At 71.1% G+C, this 17,551-nt stretch carries 17 protein-coding genes, 1 tRNA gene and 1 pseudogene; 11 read left to right on the forward strand and 8 right to left on the reverse strand.

Going from position 1 to position 17,551, the window contains the following annotated elements; translation table 11 throughout:
- The first annotated feature begins 7 nt into the window (after positions 1–7).
- Together amrb99_RS19400 and amrb99_RS19405 are read left to right on the forward strand one after the other, a co-directional pair.
- Complete coding sequence (locus amrb99_RS19400) at positions 8–658, forward strand: class E sortase (protein ID WP_347256749.1); 651 nt, start codon at positions 8–10, stop codon at positions 656–658.
- Between the two features lie 8 nt (positions 659–666).
- Positions 667–864, forward strand: coding sequence for a hypothetical protein (locus amrb99_RS19405; protein ID WP_190857752.1), 198 nt, complete (start codon positions 667–669; stop codon positions 862–864).
- Between the two features lie 455 nt (positions 865–1,319).
- On the opposite strand, the gene pknB is transcribed toward amrb99_RS19405, so the two are convergent.
- Genes pknB through amrb99_RS19440 form a run of 7 tightly spaced genes read right to left on the reverse strand, consistent with a single transcriptional unit; the run spans position 1,320 to position 10,521 of the window.
- Positions 1,320–3,131 carry a Stk1 family PASTA domain-containing Ser/Thr kinase gene (gene pknB, locus amrb99_RS19410; RefSeq protein ID WP_190857754.1) on the reverse strand — a complete coding sequence of 604 codons (1,812 nt, stop codon included), beginning with the start codon at positions 3,129–3,131 and terminating at the stop codon, positions 1,320–1,322.
- A gap of 22 nt (positions 3,132–3,153) precedes the next feature.
- Positions 3,154–4,593 carry a protein kinase gene (locus tag amrb99_RS19415; RefSeq protein ID WP_190857757.1) on the reverse strand — a complete coding sequence of 480 codons (1,440 nt, stop codon included), beginning with the start codon at positions 4,591–4,593 and terminating at the stop codon, positions 3,154–3,156.
- The gene (locus amrb99_RS19420) at positions 4,590–6,071 is read right to left on the reverse strand and encodes a penicillin-binding transpeptidase domain-containing protein (protein ID WP_190857758.1); all 1,482 of its coding nucleotides are present in this window, start codon (positions 6,069–6,071) and stop codon (positions 4,590–4,592) included. Before amrb99_RS19420 ends, amrb99_RS19415 begins: the two co-directional genes overlap by 4 nt.
- 10 nt (positions 6,072–6,081) lie before the next feature.
- A complete protein-coding gene (locus tag amrb99_RS19425) occupies positions 6,082–7,668 on the reverse strand; it encodes an FtsW/RodA/SpoVE family cell cycle protein (RefSeq protein ID WP_190857759.1) in 1,587 nt (528 codons plus the stop codon).
- Positions 7,665–9,251 (reverse strand): Stp1/IreP family PP2C-type Ser/Thr phosphatase, encoded by a 1,587-nt coding sequence (locus amrb99_RS19430; protein WP_190857760.1) that lies wholly within the window; start codon positions 9,249–9,251, stop codon positions 7,665–7,667. The genes amrb99_RS19425 and amrb99_RS19430 overlap by 4 nt, the downstream gene beginning before the upstream one ends.
- Positions 9,248–9,754 carry an FHA domain-containing protein gene (locus amrb99_RS19435; RefSeq protein WP_190857761.1) on the reverse strand — a complete coding sequence of 169 codons (507 nt, stop codon included), beginning with the start codon at positions 9,752–9,754 and terminating at the stop codon, positions 9,248–9,250. The genes amrb99_RS19430 and amrb99_RS19435 overlap by 4 nt, the downstream gene beginning before the upstream one ends.
- An 11-nt stretch (positions 9,755–9,765) precedes the next feature.
- Positions 9,766–10,521, reverse strand: coding sequence for an FhaA domain-containing protein (locus tag amrb99_RS19440; RefSeq protein ID WP_190857763.1), 756 nt, complete (start codon positions 10,519–10,521; stop codon positions 9,766–9,768).
- A gap of 127 nt (positions 10,522–10,648) precedes the next feature.
- Here amrb99_RS19440 and amrb99_RS19445 point away from each other — a divergent pair.
- Positions 10,649–10,731 (forward strand) — tRNA-Leu (locus amrb99_RS19445).
- 206 nt (positions 10,732–10,937) lie between these two features.
- Here the strand turns inward: amrb99_RS19445 and amrb99_RS19450 are convergent.
- Positions 10,938–11,324 carry a helix-turn-helix transcriptional regulator gene (locus tag amrb99_RS19450; protein WP_190857898.1) on the reverse strand — a complete coding sequence of 129 codons (387 nt, stop codon included), beginning with the start codon at positions 11,322–11,324 and terminating at the stop codon, positions 10,938–10,940.
- A gap of 96 nt (positions 11,325–11,420) precedes the next feature.
- Here amrb99_RS19450 and amrb99_RS19455 point away from each other — a divergent pair.
- From amrb99_RS19455 to amrb99_RS19485, 8 genes and pseudogenes are all read left to right on the forward strand, one after another.
- Positions 11,421–11,510, forward strand: a pseudogene (locus amrb99_RS19455) (IS5/IS1182 family transposase); the annotation flags it as partial.
- A gap of 156 nt (positions 11,511–11,666) precedes the next feature.
- Positions 11,667–12,854: a DUF3592 domain-containing protein gene (locus tag amrb99_RS19460; RefSeq protein WP_190857765.1), complete on the forward strand. Its 1,188-nt coding sequence runs from the start codon at positions 11,667–11,669 to the stop codon at positions 12,852–12,854.
- Between the two features lie 358 nt (positions 12,855–13,212).
- Positions 13,213–13,770, forward strand: coding sequence for a M15 family metallopeptidase (locus amrb99_RS19465; RefSeq protein WP_347256750.1), 558 nt, complete (start codon positions 13,213–13,215; stop codon positions 13,768–13,770).
- A complete protein-coding gene (alr, locus tag amrb99_RS19470) occupies positions 13,767–14,855 on the forward strand; it encodes an alanine racemase (RefSeq protein WP_206700007.1) in 1,089 nt (362 codons plus the stop codon). The genes amrb99_RS19465 and alr overlap by 4 nt, the downstream gene beginning before the upstream one ends.
- Positions 14,852–15,184 (forward strand): hypothetical protein, encoded by a 333-nt coding sequence (locus amrb99_RS50120; RefSeq protein WP_206700008.1) that lies wholly within the window; start codon positions 14,852–14,854, stop codon positions 15,182–15,184. Before alr ends, amrb99_RS50120 begins: the two co-directional genes overlap by 4 nt.
- The gene (locus tag amrb99_RS50125) at positions 15,145–15,423 is read left to right on the forward strand and encodes a hypothetical protein (RefSeq protein ID WP_206700015.1); all 279 of its coding nucleotides are present in this window, start codon (positions 15,145–15,147) and stop codon (positions 15,421–15,423) included. The genes amrb99_RS50120 and amrb99_RS50125 overlap by 40 nt, the downstream gene beginning before the upstream one ends.
- A 99-nt stretch (positions 15,424–15,522) precedes the next feature.
- Complete coding sequence (locus tag amrb99_RS19480; protein ID WP_190857769.1) at positions 15,523–16,206, forward strand: response regulator; 684 nt, start codon at positions 15,523–15,525, stop codon at positions 16,204–16,206.
- Positions 16,199–17,368, forward strand: a complete 1,170-nt coding sequence (locus amrb99_RS19485) for an ATP-binding protein (protein WP_190857771.1) — start codon at positions 16,199–16,201, stop codon at positions 17,366–17,368. The genes amrb99_RS19480 and amrb99_RS19485 overlap by 8 nt, the downstream gene beginning before the upstream one ends.
- Positions 17,369–17,551 lie beyond the last annotated feature (183 nt).

Raw genomic sequence — 17,551 nt, forward strand, 5'->3', positions numbered from 1 at the left:
ACGCGCGGTGCGGTTGGTGATCCGTGGCCTCGGCGAGCTGTGCATCACCGCCGGCGTCATCGTGATGCTGTTCGTCACCTACGAGCTGTGGGGCACCGGCCAGTACACCAGCGCCCAGCAGGACCGGCTCGGCAAGCAGCTGCTGAAGTCCTGGCAGGCGCCCAAGGTCACCACCGAGAAGGTCCGGCTCGGCAACGGCCTCGCCATGATCCGCATCCCGAAGTTCGGCAAGAAGTACCACTACGTGATCATCGAGGGCGTCGGCGTCTCCGACCTGCGCAAGGGCCCCGGCCACTACCCCGGCACCGCGCTGCCCGGCCAGGTCGGCAACTTCGTCGTCTCCGGCCACCGGACGACCTACTCCGCGCCCTTCAACAAGCTCGGCGAGCTCGACCGCGGCGACGAGATCCTCATCGACACCCGCGACGGCCAGTACGTCTACAAGGTCACCGACCGCAGGATCGTCAAGCCCACCGAGGTCGACGTCACCGCCCCGGTCCCGTTCCACCCCGGCCGCCGGCCCACCGACCGGATGATCACCCTCACCACCTGCCACCCGAAGTACTCCGCCGCCAAGCGGATGATCGTCTTCGGTGAGCTGACGTCCGCCGTGACCCGCGTCAAGCCCGGCGCCCCGTCCACCGTCGCCGGAAGGTAGGAGACACCGTGTACGCCTGGATCTGGCGCCACCTCCCCGGCACCTGGCCCGCCAAGACCGGCATCGCCCTGGCCCTGGTCGCCGTCGTCGCCGCCGTCCTCTGGTGGGGCGTCTTCCCCTGGCTCGAACCCAAGGTCCAGCTCGACCACGGCGTCGTGGACGGCACCCCCACCCCCACCAGCACCACCCCCGCGAAACCCGGCTGAGTTCACTCCAGGCCCCGTGACGTCAGGCCGCTGACCTGCGAAGACGGGTGCGTGCCGGATTCGTGAGAAAAATTCGGTTGAAACCCGTAACGTCTGAGACGCCCCACACGAAGACCTATCGAGGGCTTCCGCCATTGCCCCCGAGTGGCGGAAGCCCTCCTTTTTGTCTGCAGGGCCCTTGGCGTCAGGCCGCTAGACGGCCTTCCTTCGGCGGGCCCTGCGGCGATCGCTGCATCGCTCCGACTCGCCCGGGGGGCTCGCTGCGCGATCAGATTCTCGCTTCGTTCGAATCTGGCTTCGCACGCGATCGCAACGTTCCGGTCGTCGCCGGCTCGGCTTACGGACGATCATCTGCTGCCCTGCGACGGTGCGGCATGCCCGTTGGCCGGGTGCGAGGACGTTGAAGGGCCCGTCCCCCGTGGGGCGGGCCCTTCAATGTCTGCGGGTGGGGGCGGTCAGTTGCCGAAGCCCGGGAACTGCGGGACCCCGGTGGTCGGGGAACCCGTCGGGTTCGGGGGCTGCGTCGGCTGCTGCGCCACGAAGATCGTCACCGTGTCGCCGGGCGCCACCGTCGCGTCCTGGCCGGGCGACTGGTCGTAGACGAAGCCGGTCGCGACCTGCTTGTCCGGCGGCGGCGCGCCCTCCTGCACCTTGCACTTCAAGCCGAGGCTCTCCAGCTTGGCGCAGGCGGCCCGCTTGCTGCTGTTGAACAGCGCCGGGACCTTCAGGTTGCTCGGGCCGTTCGAGATGACGACGGTCACCGTCGAGTGCGGCTTCACCTGCGAGCCGGCCGTCGGGTCGGTGCTGATCACGCTGAGCCGCGGGACGCTGTCGCTCGTCTGCACCGATTTCTCGACCTTGAAGCCCTTCTCCTCCAGCATGTTCTTCGCCACCGAGTACGGCTTGCCGGTCACGTCCGGCACCTCGACCTTCGGCACCGGCTTCGGCCCCTTGGAGACCAGGAGGACGACCGACGCGCCCTTGTCCAGGCTGGAGCCCGGCTTCGGCGTCGAGGTGATGACGGAACCCCTGTCGACGTCGTCGCTGTAGTCGGTCTGCGGCGTGCCGACCTTGAAGCCGAGCTTGGTGAGCTGCGCCGACGCGGTCTTCGCGTCCTGGTTCACGATCGACGTCGGGATGGCGACCTTGTCGTTCCCGCCGTCACCGCCGCCGCCGCTCATCATCCAGCCGATCAGCGCGGCGCCGCCGATGAAGACCACGGCGAGCGCGATCCACAGCGCCGCCTTCTTGCCGCCGCCGCGGTGCTCGGGATCCTCGTCGTAGTGGACGGGCGGCAGGTTGTAGCCGTCGTCCACCGGCCGCTGCACCTGCGTGTGCGCGCCGCCGCCGGGGTAGCCGCCCATGACCTGCGTGCCCTGCGGCTGCCCGCTCATCAGCATGGTGGACGCCGCCGTCGACGCCACCGGCTGGCCCTGCAGGACGCGCTGGATCTCCTGCCGGAACTCCGTCGCGTTCTGGTAGCGGTGGTCGGGGTCCTTCGCCATCGCCTTCAGGACGATCGCGTCCGCCCACTGCGGGATGTTCGGATCGACCTGCGACGGCGGGACCGGCTCCTCCCGGACGTGCTGGTAGGCGATCGCCACCGGGGAGTCGCCTGTGAACGGGGGGCGGCCGGTGAGCAGCTCGTACAGCACGCAGCCGGTCGAGTAGATGTCGCTGCGGGCGTCGACGCGCTTGGCCTGCGCCTGCTCCGGCGACAGGTACTGCGCGGTGCCGATCACCTGCGCGGTCTGCGTCATCGTGGACGCCGAGTCGGCCATCGCCCGGGCGATGCCGAAGTCCATGACCTTGACCTCGTGCTGCCGGGTGAGCATCACGTTGGCCGGCTTGATGTCGCGGTGGACGATCCCGCCGCGGTGGCTGTAGTCCAGCGCGCGCAGGATGCCGTCGGTGATCTCCAGCGCCTTCTCCGGCAGCAGCGCGCGGTTCTCCCGCAGCAGGTCGCGCAGCGTGCTGCCGTCGACGTACTCCATCACGATGTAGGGGATCGGGGTGTCGCCGATCATGTCCTCGCCGGTGTCGTACACCGCGATGACGGAGGGGTGGTTCAGCGACGCGGCGGACTGGGCCTCGCGCCGGAACCGGGCCTGGAACGTGGGGTCGCGCGCCAGGTCGGAGCGCAGGGTCTTGATCGCGACCACGCGATCCAATCGCAGGTCACGAGCACGGTAGACCTCGGCCATGCCGCCGCGCCCGATCACCGTGTCGAGCTCGTAGCGGCCGCCGAGCAGCCGAGGTTGACTCATATGTGCACTTTCCCTCGTACGTCTACACCTTGTTGTCCGAACTTAGCTCCCCGCTCTGCGTGGGCGAGGGATCCGGGCTCGGAGTTGACGGAGTCGTGGTGCTCGCCGTCGGTGTCGGTGTTGGCTCAGGGGCGGTGGGAGTCGCCCGGGACGGTTTCGTGGTCGGCTTGTGCGGAGGAGACGCGGTGCGGCTCCGTGGCGCTGACGGACGGATCCTATGCGTCCGGTGCGGCCGGGTGACAGCCGGTGTGGGGGTCGGTGTCCGGTCCGCGGACGGTCTGCCGGGAGCGGTGGCCGGATCGTCGACGCTGTCACCGCCGACCGGGCTCATGACCGGGGCCCGCGGCGCGTCCCGCCGGTCGCGGGCCGCACCCGACGCGCCCTTCCACAGCGAGCCGACGACGATGGCTCCCACCACCAGCAGCACGGCTGCGACCGAGGTGAACGCCAGTACCGTGCGCCGTTGCCCGGTCACTGTCCCGGTGGTGAGGTTATCCTCCGCACCGTCTGCGTCAAATCCCGACAAAGCGGATGCGTGGGGGTCCGTCCGCTCGGGGCCGGCCGCCGTGCGCAGCGGCGCCGCCAGCGGATCGACGACCGTCGGGCGCTCCGCGCCGGCCCGGCCGTCCCGCGCCCGGCGGCCCGTGCTCAGCGAGCGGCGGATCGCCAGGGCCCGGTCCGCGACCGCGGCCGCCCCGTCCGGGCGGTCCGCCGGGTCCTTCGCCAGCATCGCCATGATCAGCGCGCGCACCGGCTCCGGCACCCGCGCCGGCAGCGCCGGGGGCGCGTCCCGGACGTGCTTGAGCGCCACCTCCACCGGCGTCTGCCCGTCGAACGGCGGCACCCCGGCCAGGCACTCGTAGGCCACCACGCCCAGCGAGTACAGGTCCGCGGCGGTGGTGATCCCGCTCGCCGACGCCTGCTCCGGCGAGATGTAGTGCGCCGTCCCCATGACCATCCCGGTCGCGGTCTGCGACGCCGCCGCCAGCCGCCGGGCGATCCCGAAGTCGGTGATCTTCAGGGTGCCGTCCGGCGACACCATCAGGTTCGCCGGCTTGACGTCCCGGTGCACGATCCCCGCCTCGTGCGCCACGGCGAGGGCGCGGCCCGCCTGGACGAGCAGGTCCAGCACGGCCTCCACCGGCAGCCCGCCGTCGCGGACGAGGATCTCGTCCAGGGGCTCGCCCGGGACCAGCTCCATGACCAGGAACGTCCGGCCGTTCTGCTCGCCGTAGTCGAACGCCTGCGCGATCCCCGTGTGCTGCAAGCCCGCCGCGAACTGCGCCTCCGACTCGAACCGGGCCCGCGCCGACACGTCCCCGCCGAGCTCCAGCCGCAGCAGCTTCACCGCCACCGGGCGGCCCAGCGACTCGTCCCGGGCCCGCCAGACCTCGCCCATCCCGCCGGTGGCCAGCCGCTCCAGCAGCCGGTACCGGTGGTTCAGGACGAGGCCCGCGCTCACTTCTTCAACACCTGGCGCATGATCGCCGCGGCGATCGGGCCCGCGCCGGTCGCACCGAAGCCGCTGCCCTCGGTCATCACCGCGAACCCGTACCGCGGGTTGTCCGCCGGGGCGAACCCGACGAACCAGCGCGCGTTCGGGATGCCGGGGCCCTGCTCCGCCGTACCGGTCTTACCGGCGATGTTCGAGCCCTGCAGGTTCTTCGCGGTGCCCGCCTGGACCACGGCGCGCATCATGTCCTCGAACTGGGACGCCTGGTCGCTCGACAGCGGCTGGCTGTACTCCTTCGGCGAGGCGGCGTAGAGCTCGCTCTGGTCCTTCGCGCGGACGGTGTTGACGACGTAGGGGTTCATCAGCTTGCCGTGGTTCACGATCGCCGCCGCGACCATCGCCATCTGCAGCGGGGTGGCCCGCACGTTCTCCTGCCCGATACCGGACCGCGCCGTCGCGTCCTGGCCGGTGTGCTGCTGCTTGCCGTCGGCGTCGGTGTAGTTCACCGGCACGTCGCTCTCCGCGGCGGGCATCATCGGCTCGAGCTTCACCGACTTGCCGAACCCGTACTCGGCGGCGCCCCGGTTCAGCCGCTCGATGCCGAGCTGGAGGGCCAGCCGCCCGAACGAGGTGTTGCAGGACTCGGCGTACGCGCCCTTCAGCGGCGCCCGGCCGCCGCAGGAGCCGCTGTCGCTGTCGTTCGGCAGGTTCGTGCCGGACTCCGGCAGGGTCAGCGGCGAGGTGTCGACCACGGTCTGGTCGTTCATGCCGAGCTGGTTCATGGCGGCCGTCGCCGTCACCGTCTTGAACGTCGACCCCGGCGGGAACGTCTGGCTCAGCGCGTTGTCGTTCAGCGGCCGGATCACGCCGCTGCCCTTGTCCAGCTGCTCCAGCCGCTTCACGCCCTTGTCGCCGGTCTGCGGCGCCACCTCGTTCGGGTCGAAGGACGGCCACGACGCCGCCACCTGGACGGCGCCGGTCTTGGCGTCGATGACCACCGCGCCGCCGCGGCGGCCGGGCGCCGTCTGCGCCTTCAGCTGCGCGTACGCGGTCCGCTGCGCCTGCGGGTTGATCGTCAGCTCGAGGTTCGCGCCCTCCGGCTTCTTGCCGATGAACGTGTCGAACCAGTGCTGGTTGGCGATCCGCTTGTCCTTGCCGCCCAGCAGCGAGTTGTAGGCCCGCTCGACCTGGGTGGCGTTCCCGTTGAAGTACCCGGTGATCGGCGCGAAGATCGGCCCGTCCTTGTAGGTCCGGCCGTACTTCGGGTTGTCCTTGCCCGTCGGCGTGGACGTCACCAGCACCTCGCCGCCCGCCGAGATCTGCCCGCGCGGCGAGTTGAACACGTCCTGGTACTGCCGCGCGTTGTGCGGGTCGGTGCGCAGGCTCTCCGCCTCGCTGCCCTGGACGTAGTTCACCTGCGCCATCAGCCCGAAGAACAGCAACAGCGCGAAGACGGCCACCCACCGGATCGGCTTGTCCATGTTCATGGAGCGGAGATCACCTCGTGCTCACGATCTGGGTCATGCCCTCGTCCTGGATGGCCTGCGGGGCGGGCTTGCGGGCGTCGTGGCTCATCCGGACCAGGATGGCGATCAGGATCCAGTTCGCCATCAGCGACGAACCGCCCTGGGACAGGAACGGCGTGGTCAGACCGGTCAGCGGGATCAGCTTGGTCACCCCGCCGACGATCACGAAGACCTGGAGGCCCAGCACGAACGAGACGCCGCCCGCGAACAGCTTGAGGTACGGGTCCCGCGCGGCGACCGCCGTCTTCATGCCGCGCTGCACGATTAAGGCGTAGACGAGCAGCAGGGCCATGAGCCCGGTGAGCCCGAGTTCCTCGCCCATGGAGTCGAAGATGAAGTCGCTGAACGACAGCGGCGTCTGCCACGGCTGGCCCTGCCCGAGCCCGGTGCCGAGCACCCCGCCCTCGCCGAGCGCGAACAGCCCCATCATCAGCTGCCGGCTGTCGGAGTACTCGCCGCCGAGCTTCGCGCAGGCCGCGAAGCCCGGGTAGCCGCTGCCCGCCGCCTTGAACTGCTTGTAGATCGTCGTGTCCGGGTTGACCGGGACGACCTTGCCGCTGTGCAGCAGGCAGCCGCCGTCGAAGTACGGCTTCGGGTTCTGCCAGATGTCGATGCGCTGGTTGACGTGCGCCATGAACGGCAGCTGCGTCGCGACGAGCACGCCCACCGCCAGCAGCCCGACGCCGATCGCCACCCACGACACCCGCTGCGTCGCGATGTACAGCATCGACACGAACAGGCCGAAGAACAGCAGCGCCGTGCCGAGGTCCTTCTGCATGAACAGCACGCCCAGGCAGAAGAACCAGATCACGACGATCGGGCCCAGGTCGCGGGCGCGCGGCAGGCTGAACGGGCCGATCTTCTTGCCGATCAGCGACATCGCCTGCCGCTTGTTCACCAGGTACCCGGCGAAGAACACGACGAGCAGCAGCTTGGCGAACTCGCCAGGCTGCACCGACAGCGGCCCGACATGGATCCACACCCGCGCGCCGTTGATCTCCGCGCCGATGCCCGGCACGATCGGCAGCAGCAGGAGGATGATCGCGATCAGGCCGGTCAGGTACGTGTAGCGCTGCGCGGTCTTCGGCGTGAACGACAGCGGCGCGTCGGTCTTGGTGGTGTCCCGCATGATCAGGACCGCGGCGACGAACAGCCCGATCCCGACGAACGTCCACAGCAGCTGCCCGGGCGCGTCCGCCGCGTCCTTGATCAGCTTCTTGCCGGCCAGCTGCGCGGCCTTCTTGGTGTCGCTGGTGTCCAGGTCGAGCCGGTAGATCATCGCCAGCCCGAGCCCGTTCAGCGCCACCGCCAGCGGCAGCAGCAGCGGGTCGGCGTACGGCAGGAACTTCGTCTGCACGAAGTAGGCGGCGAGCGCGAGCACCACCAAGCCGCCGCCGAAGGTGAACAGCCCCGCGGGGATGTGCCCGTCACGGGCCAGCCCGACCTCCGCGAACGCCGACAGCGTCAGCACCATCGCGAACGCCAGCAGCGCGAACGACGCCGCGTTGCGCCGCTGGTAGGGCAGGACCGCCCTGATCTGCTCCCCGAGCGAGCTCATCTATGGCTACCCCCGTCGGAAGGGCAGTCCTTGATGGACGGGTTGCTCCCCTTGCACTCGTTGCGGCGGTCGCCGAGCTCCTTCAGCTTCGCCTCGGCCGCCTGCTGCCCGATGAACGCGAGACCGCCCTTCGTCACGGCGGTGGCGTCCGAGGTCGGCAGCTCGCTGAGCGGGATGTCGCTGTTGGTGATCTTCTTCTCCTGGCAGTTGCGCTGGCCCTGCCCCTTGACCACGACGACCTTCCCGGCCTCCTCGGTCAGGACGTACTTGCACACGCGGTTCTTCAGGTCGTTGAGCGCGGACGGGCCGTTGACACTGTAGGTGCCCTTGACCTGCGCCTGCAGGTCCAGCGGCAGGTCCGCGACGAGGATCGGCGGGTTCGGCTGCTTGTCGGCCTTCCGGGACAGGCTGATCCCCGGCACCTTCTGCGTCGTCCCCCGGTACAGGACGACCTTGCCGTCCTCCGAGCCGATGTAGTAGCCGTTCCGGACGTTCTGCACCAGCACGAAACCGCCCGCCACCACGGCCACCACCACGACGCCCGCCACCACGATCAGCCACGTCCACCGGCGCGCGCCCCCGCCGCGCCGCCGCGGCGCCGCCATCGGCTCCTGCATGCCCTGCGGCATCGAACCGGGAGGCCCCGCCATCGGCTCGTTCATCGGCATCGGCGCCGGCGGCGGCATCTCGTCCACCGCGACCGGCGGCTGCGGCATCGTGTCCCGCAGCTGCGCCGCGCGCCCCGCCGGGGTGTCCGCCACCGTGACGTTCGCGCCCGTGCCGCCGCCCGGCGGGTCCGGCGGCGCGGCGTTCGCCGCCGCGCCCACCGCGTGCCCCGGACCGCCCGTCGGCGGATGCCGCTCCAGGTCCACCACGTCCGCGACCACGCAGGTGATGTTGTCCGGGCCGCCGCCCCGGTTCGCCAGGTCGATGAGCTGCCGGACGGCCTGCTCGGGCTCGTCCACGTCGGTCAGCACCTGGAAGATCGTCTCCGCCGTCACCACGCCGGACAGCCCGTCCGAGCACAGCAGGTAGCGGTCCCCGACCTTCGCCTCCCGCAGCGACAGGTCCGGGTCGACCTCGCCGCGGCCGTCCAGCGCGCGCAGCAGCAGCGACCGCTGCGGGTGCGTCGCCGCCTCGTCCGGGCTGATCCGGCCCTCGTCCACCAGCGACTGCACCAGCGTGTGGTCGTGCGTGATCTGGAAGAGGCTGCCGTCGCGCAGCAGGTAGGCGCGCGAGTCCCCGATGTGCACCAGCGCGACCTGGTTGCCCGCCCACAGCATCGCCGTCAGCGTCGTGCCCATGCCCTGCAGGGCCGGGTCGGACTCCACGATGCGGTGCAGGTTGTCGTTGGCCGTCTTCACCGTGTGCTCGAGCGCGGCCAGCAGCTCGTTCGCGGGCAGGTCCTTGTCCAGCCCGCGCAGCGCGTCGATCGCGGCGGCACTGGCGATCTCGCCGCCGACGTGCCCGCCCATCCCGTCGGCCACCGCGAGCAGGTGCGCCCCCGCGTACGCCGAGTCCTCGTTGCCCTCGCGCAGCATGCCGACGTCGGAGCGCGCGGCGTAGCGGATTCCCAGTGTCATTTGCGCAGCTCGATCACGGTCTTGCCGATACGGACCGGTACGCCGGGCGGCACCGGCATCGGCCGGGTCACCTTCGTGCGTCCGAGATATGTGCCATTGGTCGAGCCGAGATCTTCCACGATCCACTGACCGTCCTGCGCATAAAGTCGGGCATGCCGGCTCGAAGCGTAGTCGTCGGTCACCACGAGCGTGGCGTCATTGGCGCGACCGATGGTGATGGGCACCCCCGTGAGATCGATGACGGTGCCGGCCCGCTCGCCCTGGACGACCACGAGCTTGCTGGGGGCGCCGCCCTGGGCGCCGCGGCGGGGCGGCGGGGGCGCCGCCATCTGCGGCCGGCCCGCCTTCGGGGGCCGGGGGGGCTGGGCCGCGCGCGTGGCCGCCTTCGTCGCCGCCTTCGAGCCGAACAGGTCGGCCCTGATCACACCGACGGCCGCGATGACGAAGAGCCAGAGCACCGCGAGGAACGCCAGCTTGATCAGCGTGAGGGTGAAATCGGACATCGGAGTCGGGGTTACTCCCTATCGCGGCGGAACACAAGGGTAGTGCGGCCCATCGTGACCCGGGAGCCGTCCACCAGCGTCACCCGCCGGATCGGCTGCCCGTTCACGAACGAGCCGTTGGTCGACCCTAGATCCACGAGCACGATTTCGGGACCTTCTACGCGGATCTCGGCATGGTGCCGGGACACGCCCGGATCCACGAGACGCAGGTCGCAGTCGGTGCCGCGGCCCAGCAGGGTGACCGGAGTGTTGATCTCATAAGTGCGCTGCGTGGTGTCGGAGCCCTCCACCGCCGTCGTCACCAGGAGCCGCGGATTGCCGCCGAAGGCGCCGCCCCGGCCGCCCTGCGGCACGTCGCTCACGGGCTGGCGGATCTCCCCGCCCTCCACGGTCGACCCCCGGATCACGCCGGACCGGATGCGGAACATGCCCGTGGCGAGGTCCCCCGCGTTCTCGAACCGGACGCGCACCGGACCGACGAAGGAGTACCCCTGCTCCTTCGCGTACTCGCGCGCCAGATTCGCCAGCTCCTGGCTCAGGCTGTCGGCGTACACCTGCAGCCGCTGCCCGTCCTGCTGAGAGATCTCGACGACGAAGTCGTTCGGGACCAGCGTGCGGCCCTGTGCCACGATCGCGGCCCGATCGTCCATCTCGCGCTGCACAGCACTGGCCACCTCGACCGGCTGGAGCTCCGACTTGAAGGCACGGGCGAAGGCCCCTTCGACCATGCCCTCGAGCCGTCGCTCGAAGCGCTGAATGACGCCCACGGGCACCTCCTCTCCCCACTGGTAGACGATCGTATCGGTGCGAAGGTTCGCGAGAAGTATCCGAGTACCTAACCACTGCTGCGACCGTGCTAGCCTTTTCAAGCGCCCGGAAACGGGCCGACACCCTGGGCGGGTGGCGGAACGGCAGACGCGCACGGTTCAGGTCCGTGTGTCCGAAAGGATGTGAGGGTTCAAATCCCTCCTCGCCCACTTGGGGACGCAGACGGAAGTCGTAGCCCCACAGTGACGGAACAGACCCCGGAGCAGCAAGCTCCGGGGTCTTCGTCATATACGGAGGCCAGTCTTCTGTGACTCCTGGGACCCAGGGGACGGGCGCGCAGGAGACCACCTCGCCCCTTGGACCTGGTTCGCGGTGGTCTGCCGGCGTCGTGAGCGCCGGAGGTTGGCGTAGCCGTTCATGCCCTCGACGGTGTTGCGGAGCCGGCCGTAGACGTCTTGCCCTTCCGGGCTGCCGTAGGCGGGCTCGGCGTCCCGTCGGACACCGCGGCGTACCCGGCCGCGAGCAGCAGCAGGTCCGGGGCGCGCAGCGGTATGGAGAACACCGGCGCGTACCCGGCTGCGAGCAGCATCAGGTTCCGGTCGCGCAGCGGCACGTCCAGGTACTCGGCGAGCCGCAGCACCAGGTCGCGGCTCGGCGCCGACCGGCCCGTCTCCACGAAGCTCAGATGCCGCGTCGATATGCCCACCTCACACGCCAGCTCCAGCTGGCTCCGCTCCCGCAGCCGCCGCCATGCGCGCAGCTGCTCCCCGATGGGGCGCACGTCGCTCAATGCCGTGGTCATTGGTGTCACGTGAGTGACGCTATCCAGGCCCGAGGCGCTGAGAGCTCCGCCCTATGCCGGACTGCGCAGTTCCTGCGCGCCGCGGCATCGTTTCTGCGCGGCCGCGACATCGTCCCCCGGATCGCCCGGCGCGGCGCCGAGCGTTCCGACCGACTCGGCCGACACCGCTGGGTGGTCGAGCACGCGATCTCAGGGCTGAACGACTTCCGCCGCCGACGTGGCCGTTGCCCCGTCCATCAGGCGGGATAGCATGCGGCGGTGAGTCGACGGCGGCCGAAGAGAAAGCGCCGCGCCCCCATCCCGGTCGACGGTGCGCACTCACGAACCGACGGTCCCAGCGAGTTGCGCCCGAGCAATCCGACTCACGACCTGCTGGACCGCGAGCCCGTACGGCTGTGCGTGGAAGGCGATCTCCTCGTCGGCCACGGTTTTGGACGCCAGCGGGTGGCGATCCCCCTGTCGTCGGTGAAGGCTCTGGGCATCTATTCCATCTCCCGCCCCCGGGGCGGTCCCCGCCGGGGGCTGGTGGTGCTTGACGGCGACGACCGGATTCTTCTGCGCGCCCCGGGTGCCTGGGGCGAGGACGGCACCTTGTGGGCCTTCGGCCGCAAGGCCGGGCTGCAGGCGCCCCAGCACCGGTTCGGCCGCCCGTTGTGGAGGCGGGCACGCGGCTGCCGGCGGCTGCGGACCCGGCCCCGTGGATCGGCTCTGGCGGCCGGGATCGTGCTCGTCGCGGTGCTGGCCGCCGGCGGGTACGGCGGGGCGGCCGGCGTGTTCCTGGCCGGGATGCTGCCGGAATCGTTCGGTGCGGTGCGTTTCCTCATCGACGCCGTCGCCCTCGTCACCGGACTCATCGCGGGCCTGGGCGTGGCCCTCAAGGCAGTGCAGTGGACGACCGTGGCCCTGAAACGGGTCGCGCGCCTGCTGGTCCGTTCTCTCGGACGCCCCGTACCACCCGAGCGCCCCGCACGCCCGGCGCCTGCCGGCCAGGACCGGCGGGACTGGAGCGCGTTCTCCGGCCTCGCCGTGCTGGGCCTCGCCGTCTTCGGGCCGGTCGTGCTCGCGACCACGATCACCGGGGGTGTCCGCGACGCGCACCTCCTCGACCGGCTGCGGCACCACGGCGTCACGGTGACGGGCGAGGTCTACGACCACCCGACCGTCTCGACGGGGGCCCACGGCGACATCTCGGTGTCCCACCATCCGCAGCTGACCTTCGTGACCCGTGGGGGCACCAGCGTCACGACCCGCGACCCGGTGATCGACGGCCACCGGTACGACAAGGACGGCATCACCGAGACCACGATCGTCTACGATCCGGCGCGCCCCACGACGGCGGCGGTGCGGGAGCAGCTGAAGGTCTCCCCGTGGGCCGGAGGCAGGACGGGCAACCTGGTGTCCGGCTCGGCGCTGACCGTGGTCCTGATCGCCTACCTGCCCATCTGGCTACGCCGGAGAAGGCTTCGGGGCCCGGCGGCGGCGGAGGCCGAACGGCCGCGACGGCGTTCGGGCGCAGGCCACGGCGCTTGATCGGGGCCCTGACGGCGGCGGGAAGTCCGGCGGGAAGGCGAACCGGTACATCAAGCCGTAGCCGTACCGCTGGCCGCCCCCGCCGGACGATCCCACCACCCCGTTCCATGCGACCGGACCTGGTCCCCTACCTCCCCCTGGTGTTGGTGTATCGCGGGTGTATTGAAAAGCGGATACAGCACGGCAACGGGCGTCCGTCTTCAGTGAAGGCATGGACTGCATCGCATCGCTGTCGGCCCGTCGTACGTGCAGGGTCGCGCTCGCCGGTTCGGGTCGGAGAGCGGACGGTCGTCCTTTCCGCCGGGCGGCTCCCGCTGATCGATGGTCGGCGTACTGGCTGACCATTCGGCGGTGAGCCGTGGAGATCAAAGCGCGCGTTCTCGCGGTCGTCACTCGGGTCGTCGCGGTGCTGCTGGTGCCGCTCGCGTTCTTCCGTGCACCGGACCGCGCACGGTTTCTGGCCTGCCAATGGGCCTTGGCCCTGCGCTTTCCCGCCGAGGATCTTCGGGGGCTGGCGCCGGAGACGCTGGCGGCGTTCACGCATGCGCGGGCCGAGGCGTTCTGGCGCCACGGGCAGGTGATCGGCCTCACCTCGGGCTACCGCGACGCGAGGGAGCAGTACCGGATCTTCGCCGAGGAGGTGTGGCGCACCGGCTCGGTGCAGGCGGCGCGGCGCCGGGTGCTGCCGCCGGAGGAGTCGAGCCATGTGCGGGGGTTCGGGCTCGACGTCCGGCCGACCGAAGGCGCGCGGTGGCTCGAACGGCACGGTTGGCGGTACGGGCTCTACCGCGTCTACGACAACGAGTGGTGGCACTTCGAGTACCGCACGGCCGCGCCGATCCGGTTGCCGCACCCGGATGCCGCGCCCCGGCGGATGCCCACGGATCCGGCCGACGACCCGTGGAGGCGGCCGTGAACGGGCCGACCCTGCAGACACTGCCCGAGGCGGTGGCCGCCAACGTGGCCGGGATCCGCGCGCGGACGCGGAGCACGATCATGGCCGTGGTCAAGGCCGACGGTTACGGCCACGGCGCGGTCGCGGTCGCCAAGGCCGCCGTTGCCGCCGGTGCCGGGTGGCTCGGGACGACGAGCGTCGCGGAGGCGTGCGCGTTGCGGGCCGCGGGGGTGGCGGTGCCGATCCTCACCTGGCTGCATCCTTCCGGGATCGACGCCGAGGCGGCGGCCGCGGCCGGGGTCGATGTCGCGGTCGGGTCGGTGGACGAGCTCGGCGGGCTCATCGCGCAGGCCGCGCCGGCGGTGCGGGTTCATCTGCATGTGGACACCGGGATGTCCCGGGGCGGCTGCCCCCGTCGGCAGTGGGACGAGCTGATCGGTATCGCTCAGCGTGGTCAGAGGGCGCGGCGGGTCCGCGTCGTGGGCGTCATGGGGCATCTTCCGCTGGCCGACCGGGCCGAGCCCGCGGCGAACGCGCCGGCGGTCGCGGACATGCACGAGGCACTGAAGGCGGTCCGGGCGGCGGGGCTCGGTTCGCCGCTCGCCCACCTCGCGGCCACGTCCGGGACGGTCACCGATCCGGCGACGCATCTCGGCATGGTCCGGGTCGGGGCGGGACTGGTCGGCATCGATCCGTCCGGGACCGTGGAGATGCACGGCGCGTCCCGCCTGACCGCGCCGATCGTGCACACGGCGGCGGTTCCGGCGGGGACGCCGGTCGGTTACGACGGCACGTACCTCACCTACCGCGCCACCCATCTGAGCATCCTCCCCATCGGATACGCCGACGGGATCCCCCGGGAGTTGTCGCCCCGAGCCGGCGTCGAGATCCGCGGGTGCCGTTTCCCGGTGGTCGGACGGGTCTCGATGGACCAGATCGTGATCGATACCGGCGCCCGGTACTTCCCGGCCGGCACGTCCGCGACCGTGTTCGGCCCGGACGGGGGCGCCACCCCGACCGTCCAGGACTGGGCCCGCTGGGCCGGGACCATCCCGCACACCATCGTCACCGGCATAGGGCCGCGTGTGAGAAGGAGCATCGCATGACACGGCGAATCGTGGTGATCGGCGGCGGAGAGAACGCCGAGCACGACGTCTCCCTGGCCACGGCCGCGGCGATCGCGAAGGCGCTGCGGTCCGGCGGTTTCGACGTCGACGAGCTGACCATCGACCGCGACGGGACGTGGAGGCGGGGAGCGGACGCGCTCGGGAAGCGGGCGATCGGTTCGCTGGCGACGGCGCTCGGCGTCATCGAACGCGCCGACGTCGTCTTCCCCGCGGTCCACGGCCCCTGTTCGACACCCGGTCGAAGTACGACGGTTCGGCCCGGTTCAGCGTGCCCGCCGGAGTCGACGGCGCGGAGCGGGCGGCCCTGACGGAGGCGGCGCTGCGGATGTTCGACGCGCTCGGCTGTGCCGGGGTCGCCCGCGTCGACTTCTTCCTCACCGGCGACGGGCCCGTCCTCAACGAGGTCAACACCATGCCGGGGATGACCGCCGAGTCGCAGGTGCCGAGAATGTTCGCCGCGACCGGGCTGCCCTACGAGCGGCTGGTCGCACGCCTGGTCGACGCCGCCGCGGTCCCGGACTCCCGAGGACGGGAAGCGATCATGTGACCCCGCGCGGGTGAGGGTGATCCGCACCGCCTTTACCGCTCCTGCAGGCGTGTCGGTTTGCATACGTCGGCGATATGCCGCGCTGCTTAGCCTTGAGGCGTGCGCGTGCTGATCGTGGAAGACGAGCCCTACCTGGCCGAGGCCGTCCGGGACGGTCTCCGGCTGGAGGCCATCGCCGCCGACATCGCCGGTGACGGCGACTCGGCCCTGGAGATGCTCAGTGTCAACTCCTACGACCTGGCGGTGCTGGACCGCGACATCCCCGGCCCGTCGGGCGACGAGATCGCCCGGCGCATCGTCGCGTCCGGCAGCGGCATGCCGATCCTCATGCTCACCGCCGCCGACCGGATCGACGACAAGGCCACGGGGTTCGAGCTCGGCGCCGACGACTACCTCACCAAGCCGTTCGAGCTCAGGGAGCTGGTGATGCGGCTGCGGGCGCTGGACCGCAGGCGCGGGCACGCGCGCCCCCCGGTCACTGAGATCGCGGGCCTGCGGGTGGACCCGTTCCGCCGGGAGGTCTTCCGCGACGGACGCTACGTCGCGCTCACCCGCAAGCAGTTCGCCGTGCTCGACGTCCTCGTCGCCGCCGAGGGCGGGGTCGTCAGCGCCGAAGAGCTGCTGGAGCGGGCCTGGGACGTCAACGCCGACCCCTTCACCAACGCCGTCCGCATCACCGTCTCCGCCCTGCGCAAACGGCTCGGCGAACCATGGCTGATCGCCACGGTGCCCGGCGTCGGCTACCGGATCGACACCACGCAGTCCGGCGGCCCCCGTGCGTAGGCGCCCGGGACTCAGCGCGCGGCTGAAACTCACCATCAGCTACGCCGGGGTGATCGTCCTCTCCGGTGCCCTCCTGCTGGCCGTGGTCTGGGTGTTCCTGCTGCGCTACGTTCCCGACGGGGTGATCAAACCCGGGCCGGGGTTCTTCCGGGACAGGGGCCCGGCGCCGCCGTTCATCCCCAACCGCACCGACCTCTGGCGGGCCTTCGCGCCCCGCGCGGCCCAGGCACTGGCCTTCCTCCTGCTGTTCGGGCTTCTCGGCGGATGGCTCCTCGCCGGCCGGATGCTCGCGCCGCTCACCCGGGTCGCGGACGCGGCGCGGCTGGCCGCGAACGGGTCGCTGTCCCACCGGATCCGCCTCGAAGGCCCCAGAGACGAGTTCCGCGAACTCGCCGACGTGTTCGACACCATGCTCGAACGGCTCGAATCCCACATCACCGAACAGCAGCGGTTCGCCGCGAACGCCTCCCACGAACTGCGCACCCCGCTGGCGATCTCCCAGACGCTCCTCGACGTCGCCCGCAACGACCCCGCCCAGAACCGGGACGAGCTCATCGAGCGGCTCCAGACCGTCAACACCCGCGCGATCGACCTCATCGAGGCCCTCCTGCTGCTCAGCCGCAGCGACCGCAGGAGCTTCACCCGCGAGCCCGTCGACCTGTCCCTGGTCGCCGAAGAGGCCGCCGAGACCCTGCTGCCCCTCGCCGAGAAGCGGCAGATCACGCTGGAGGTCACCGGCGAGAGGACGCGGACCGTCGGCTCCGAGGAGCTCATCCTGCGGATGGTGACGAACCTCGTCCAGAACGCCATCGTCCACAACCTGCCCGCCGGCGGCACCGTGACGGTCCACACCACGGCGGAGGACGACGCGAGCGTCCTGCGGGTCGAGAACACGGGTCGACCGCTCCCCTGGGACCTGGTTCCGACCCTTATCGAGCCGTTCCAGCGCGGAACGCGGCGCGTCCGCACCGATGAGCACGCCGGCGTCGGCCTGGGGCTGGCCATCGTCCACAGCATTGTCCGAGCACACGACGGGACCCTCGACCTCACGCCGCGCCCCGCCGGCGGCCTCCTCGTCACGATCCGCCTCCCCGGCACGCGTCAGGACCCGTCCCCGGCCGCGGCCCACCAGCCCGTCAGAGCACCGTCACCGGCGGCGTAGCGGCGGACGGTGCCCGGTCCGGCCCGCTAGCAGCGACAGTCGCGAGTCCGAGAGGCGCAGGGCCGCGTCGCCGCCCGCACGGCGCCCCGTCGCGCCGTCCCCTTCGCGGTGCTTCATTGCTGGCACTGCCGGTACCAGCAAGCGCGGCACTAGCAACGACCGAGCACTGGTCGGACGCCTGTG

It is taken from the genome of Actinomadura sp. RB99, from assembly GCF_014706005.1.
In the GTDB taxonomy this organism is placed as follows: domain Bacteria; phylum Actinomycetota; class Actinomycetes; order Streptosporangiales; family Streptosporangiaceae; genus Spirillospora.

Coding starts and splice junctions, on each gene's coding strand:
- pknB (WP_190857754.1), bottom strand. CDS start 3,131: ATGAGTCAACCTCGGCTGCTCGGCGGCCGCTACGAGCTCGACACGGTG.
- amrb99_RS19420 (WP_190857758.1), bottom strand. CDS start 6,071: ATGAACATGGACAAGCCGATCCGGTGGGTGGCCGTCTTCGCGCTGTTG.
- amrb99_RS19425 (WP_190857759.1), bottom strand. CDS start 7,668: ATGAGCTCGCTCGGGGAGCAGATCAGGGCGGTCCTGCCCTACCAGCGG.
- amrb99_RS19430 (WP_190857760.1), bottom strand. CDS start 9,251: ATGACACTGGGAATCCGCTACGCCGCGCGCTCCGACGTCGGCATGCTG.
- amrb99_RS19435 (WP_190857761.1), bottom strand. CDS start 9,754: ATGTCCGATTTCACCCTCACGCTGATCAAGCTGGCGTTCCTCGCGGTG.
- amrb99_RS19450 (WP_190857898.1), bottom strand. CDS start 11,324: ATGACCACGGCATTGAGCGACGTGCGCCCCATCGGGGAGCAGCTGCGC.
- amrb99_RS50120 (WP_206700008.1), top strand. CDS start 14,852: ATGACACGGCGAATCGTGGTGATCGGCGGCGGAGAGAACGCCGAGCAC.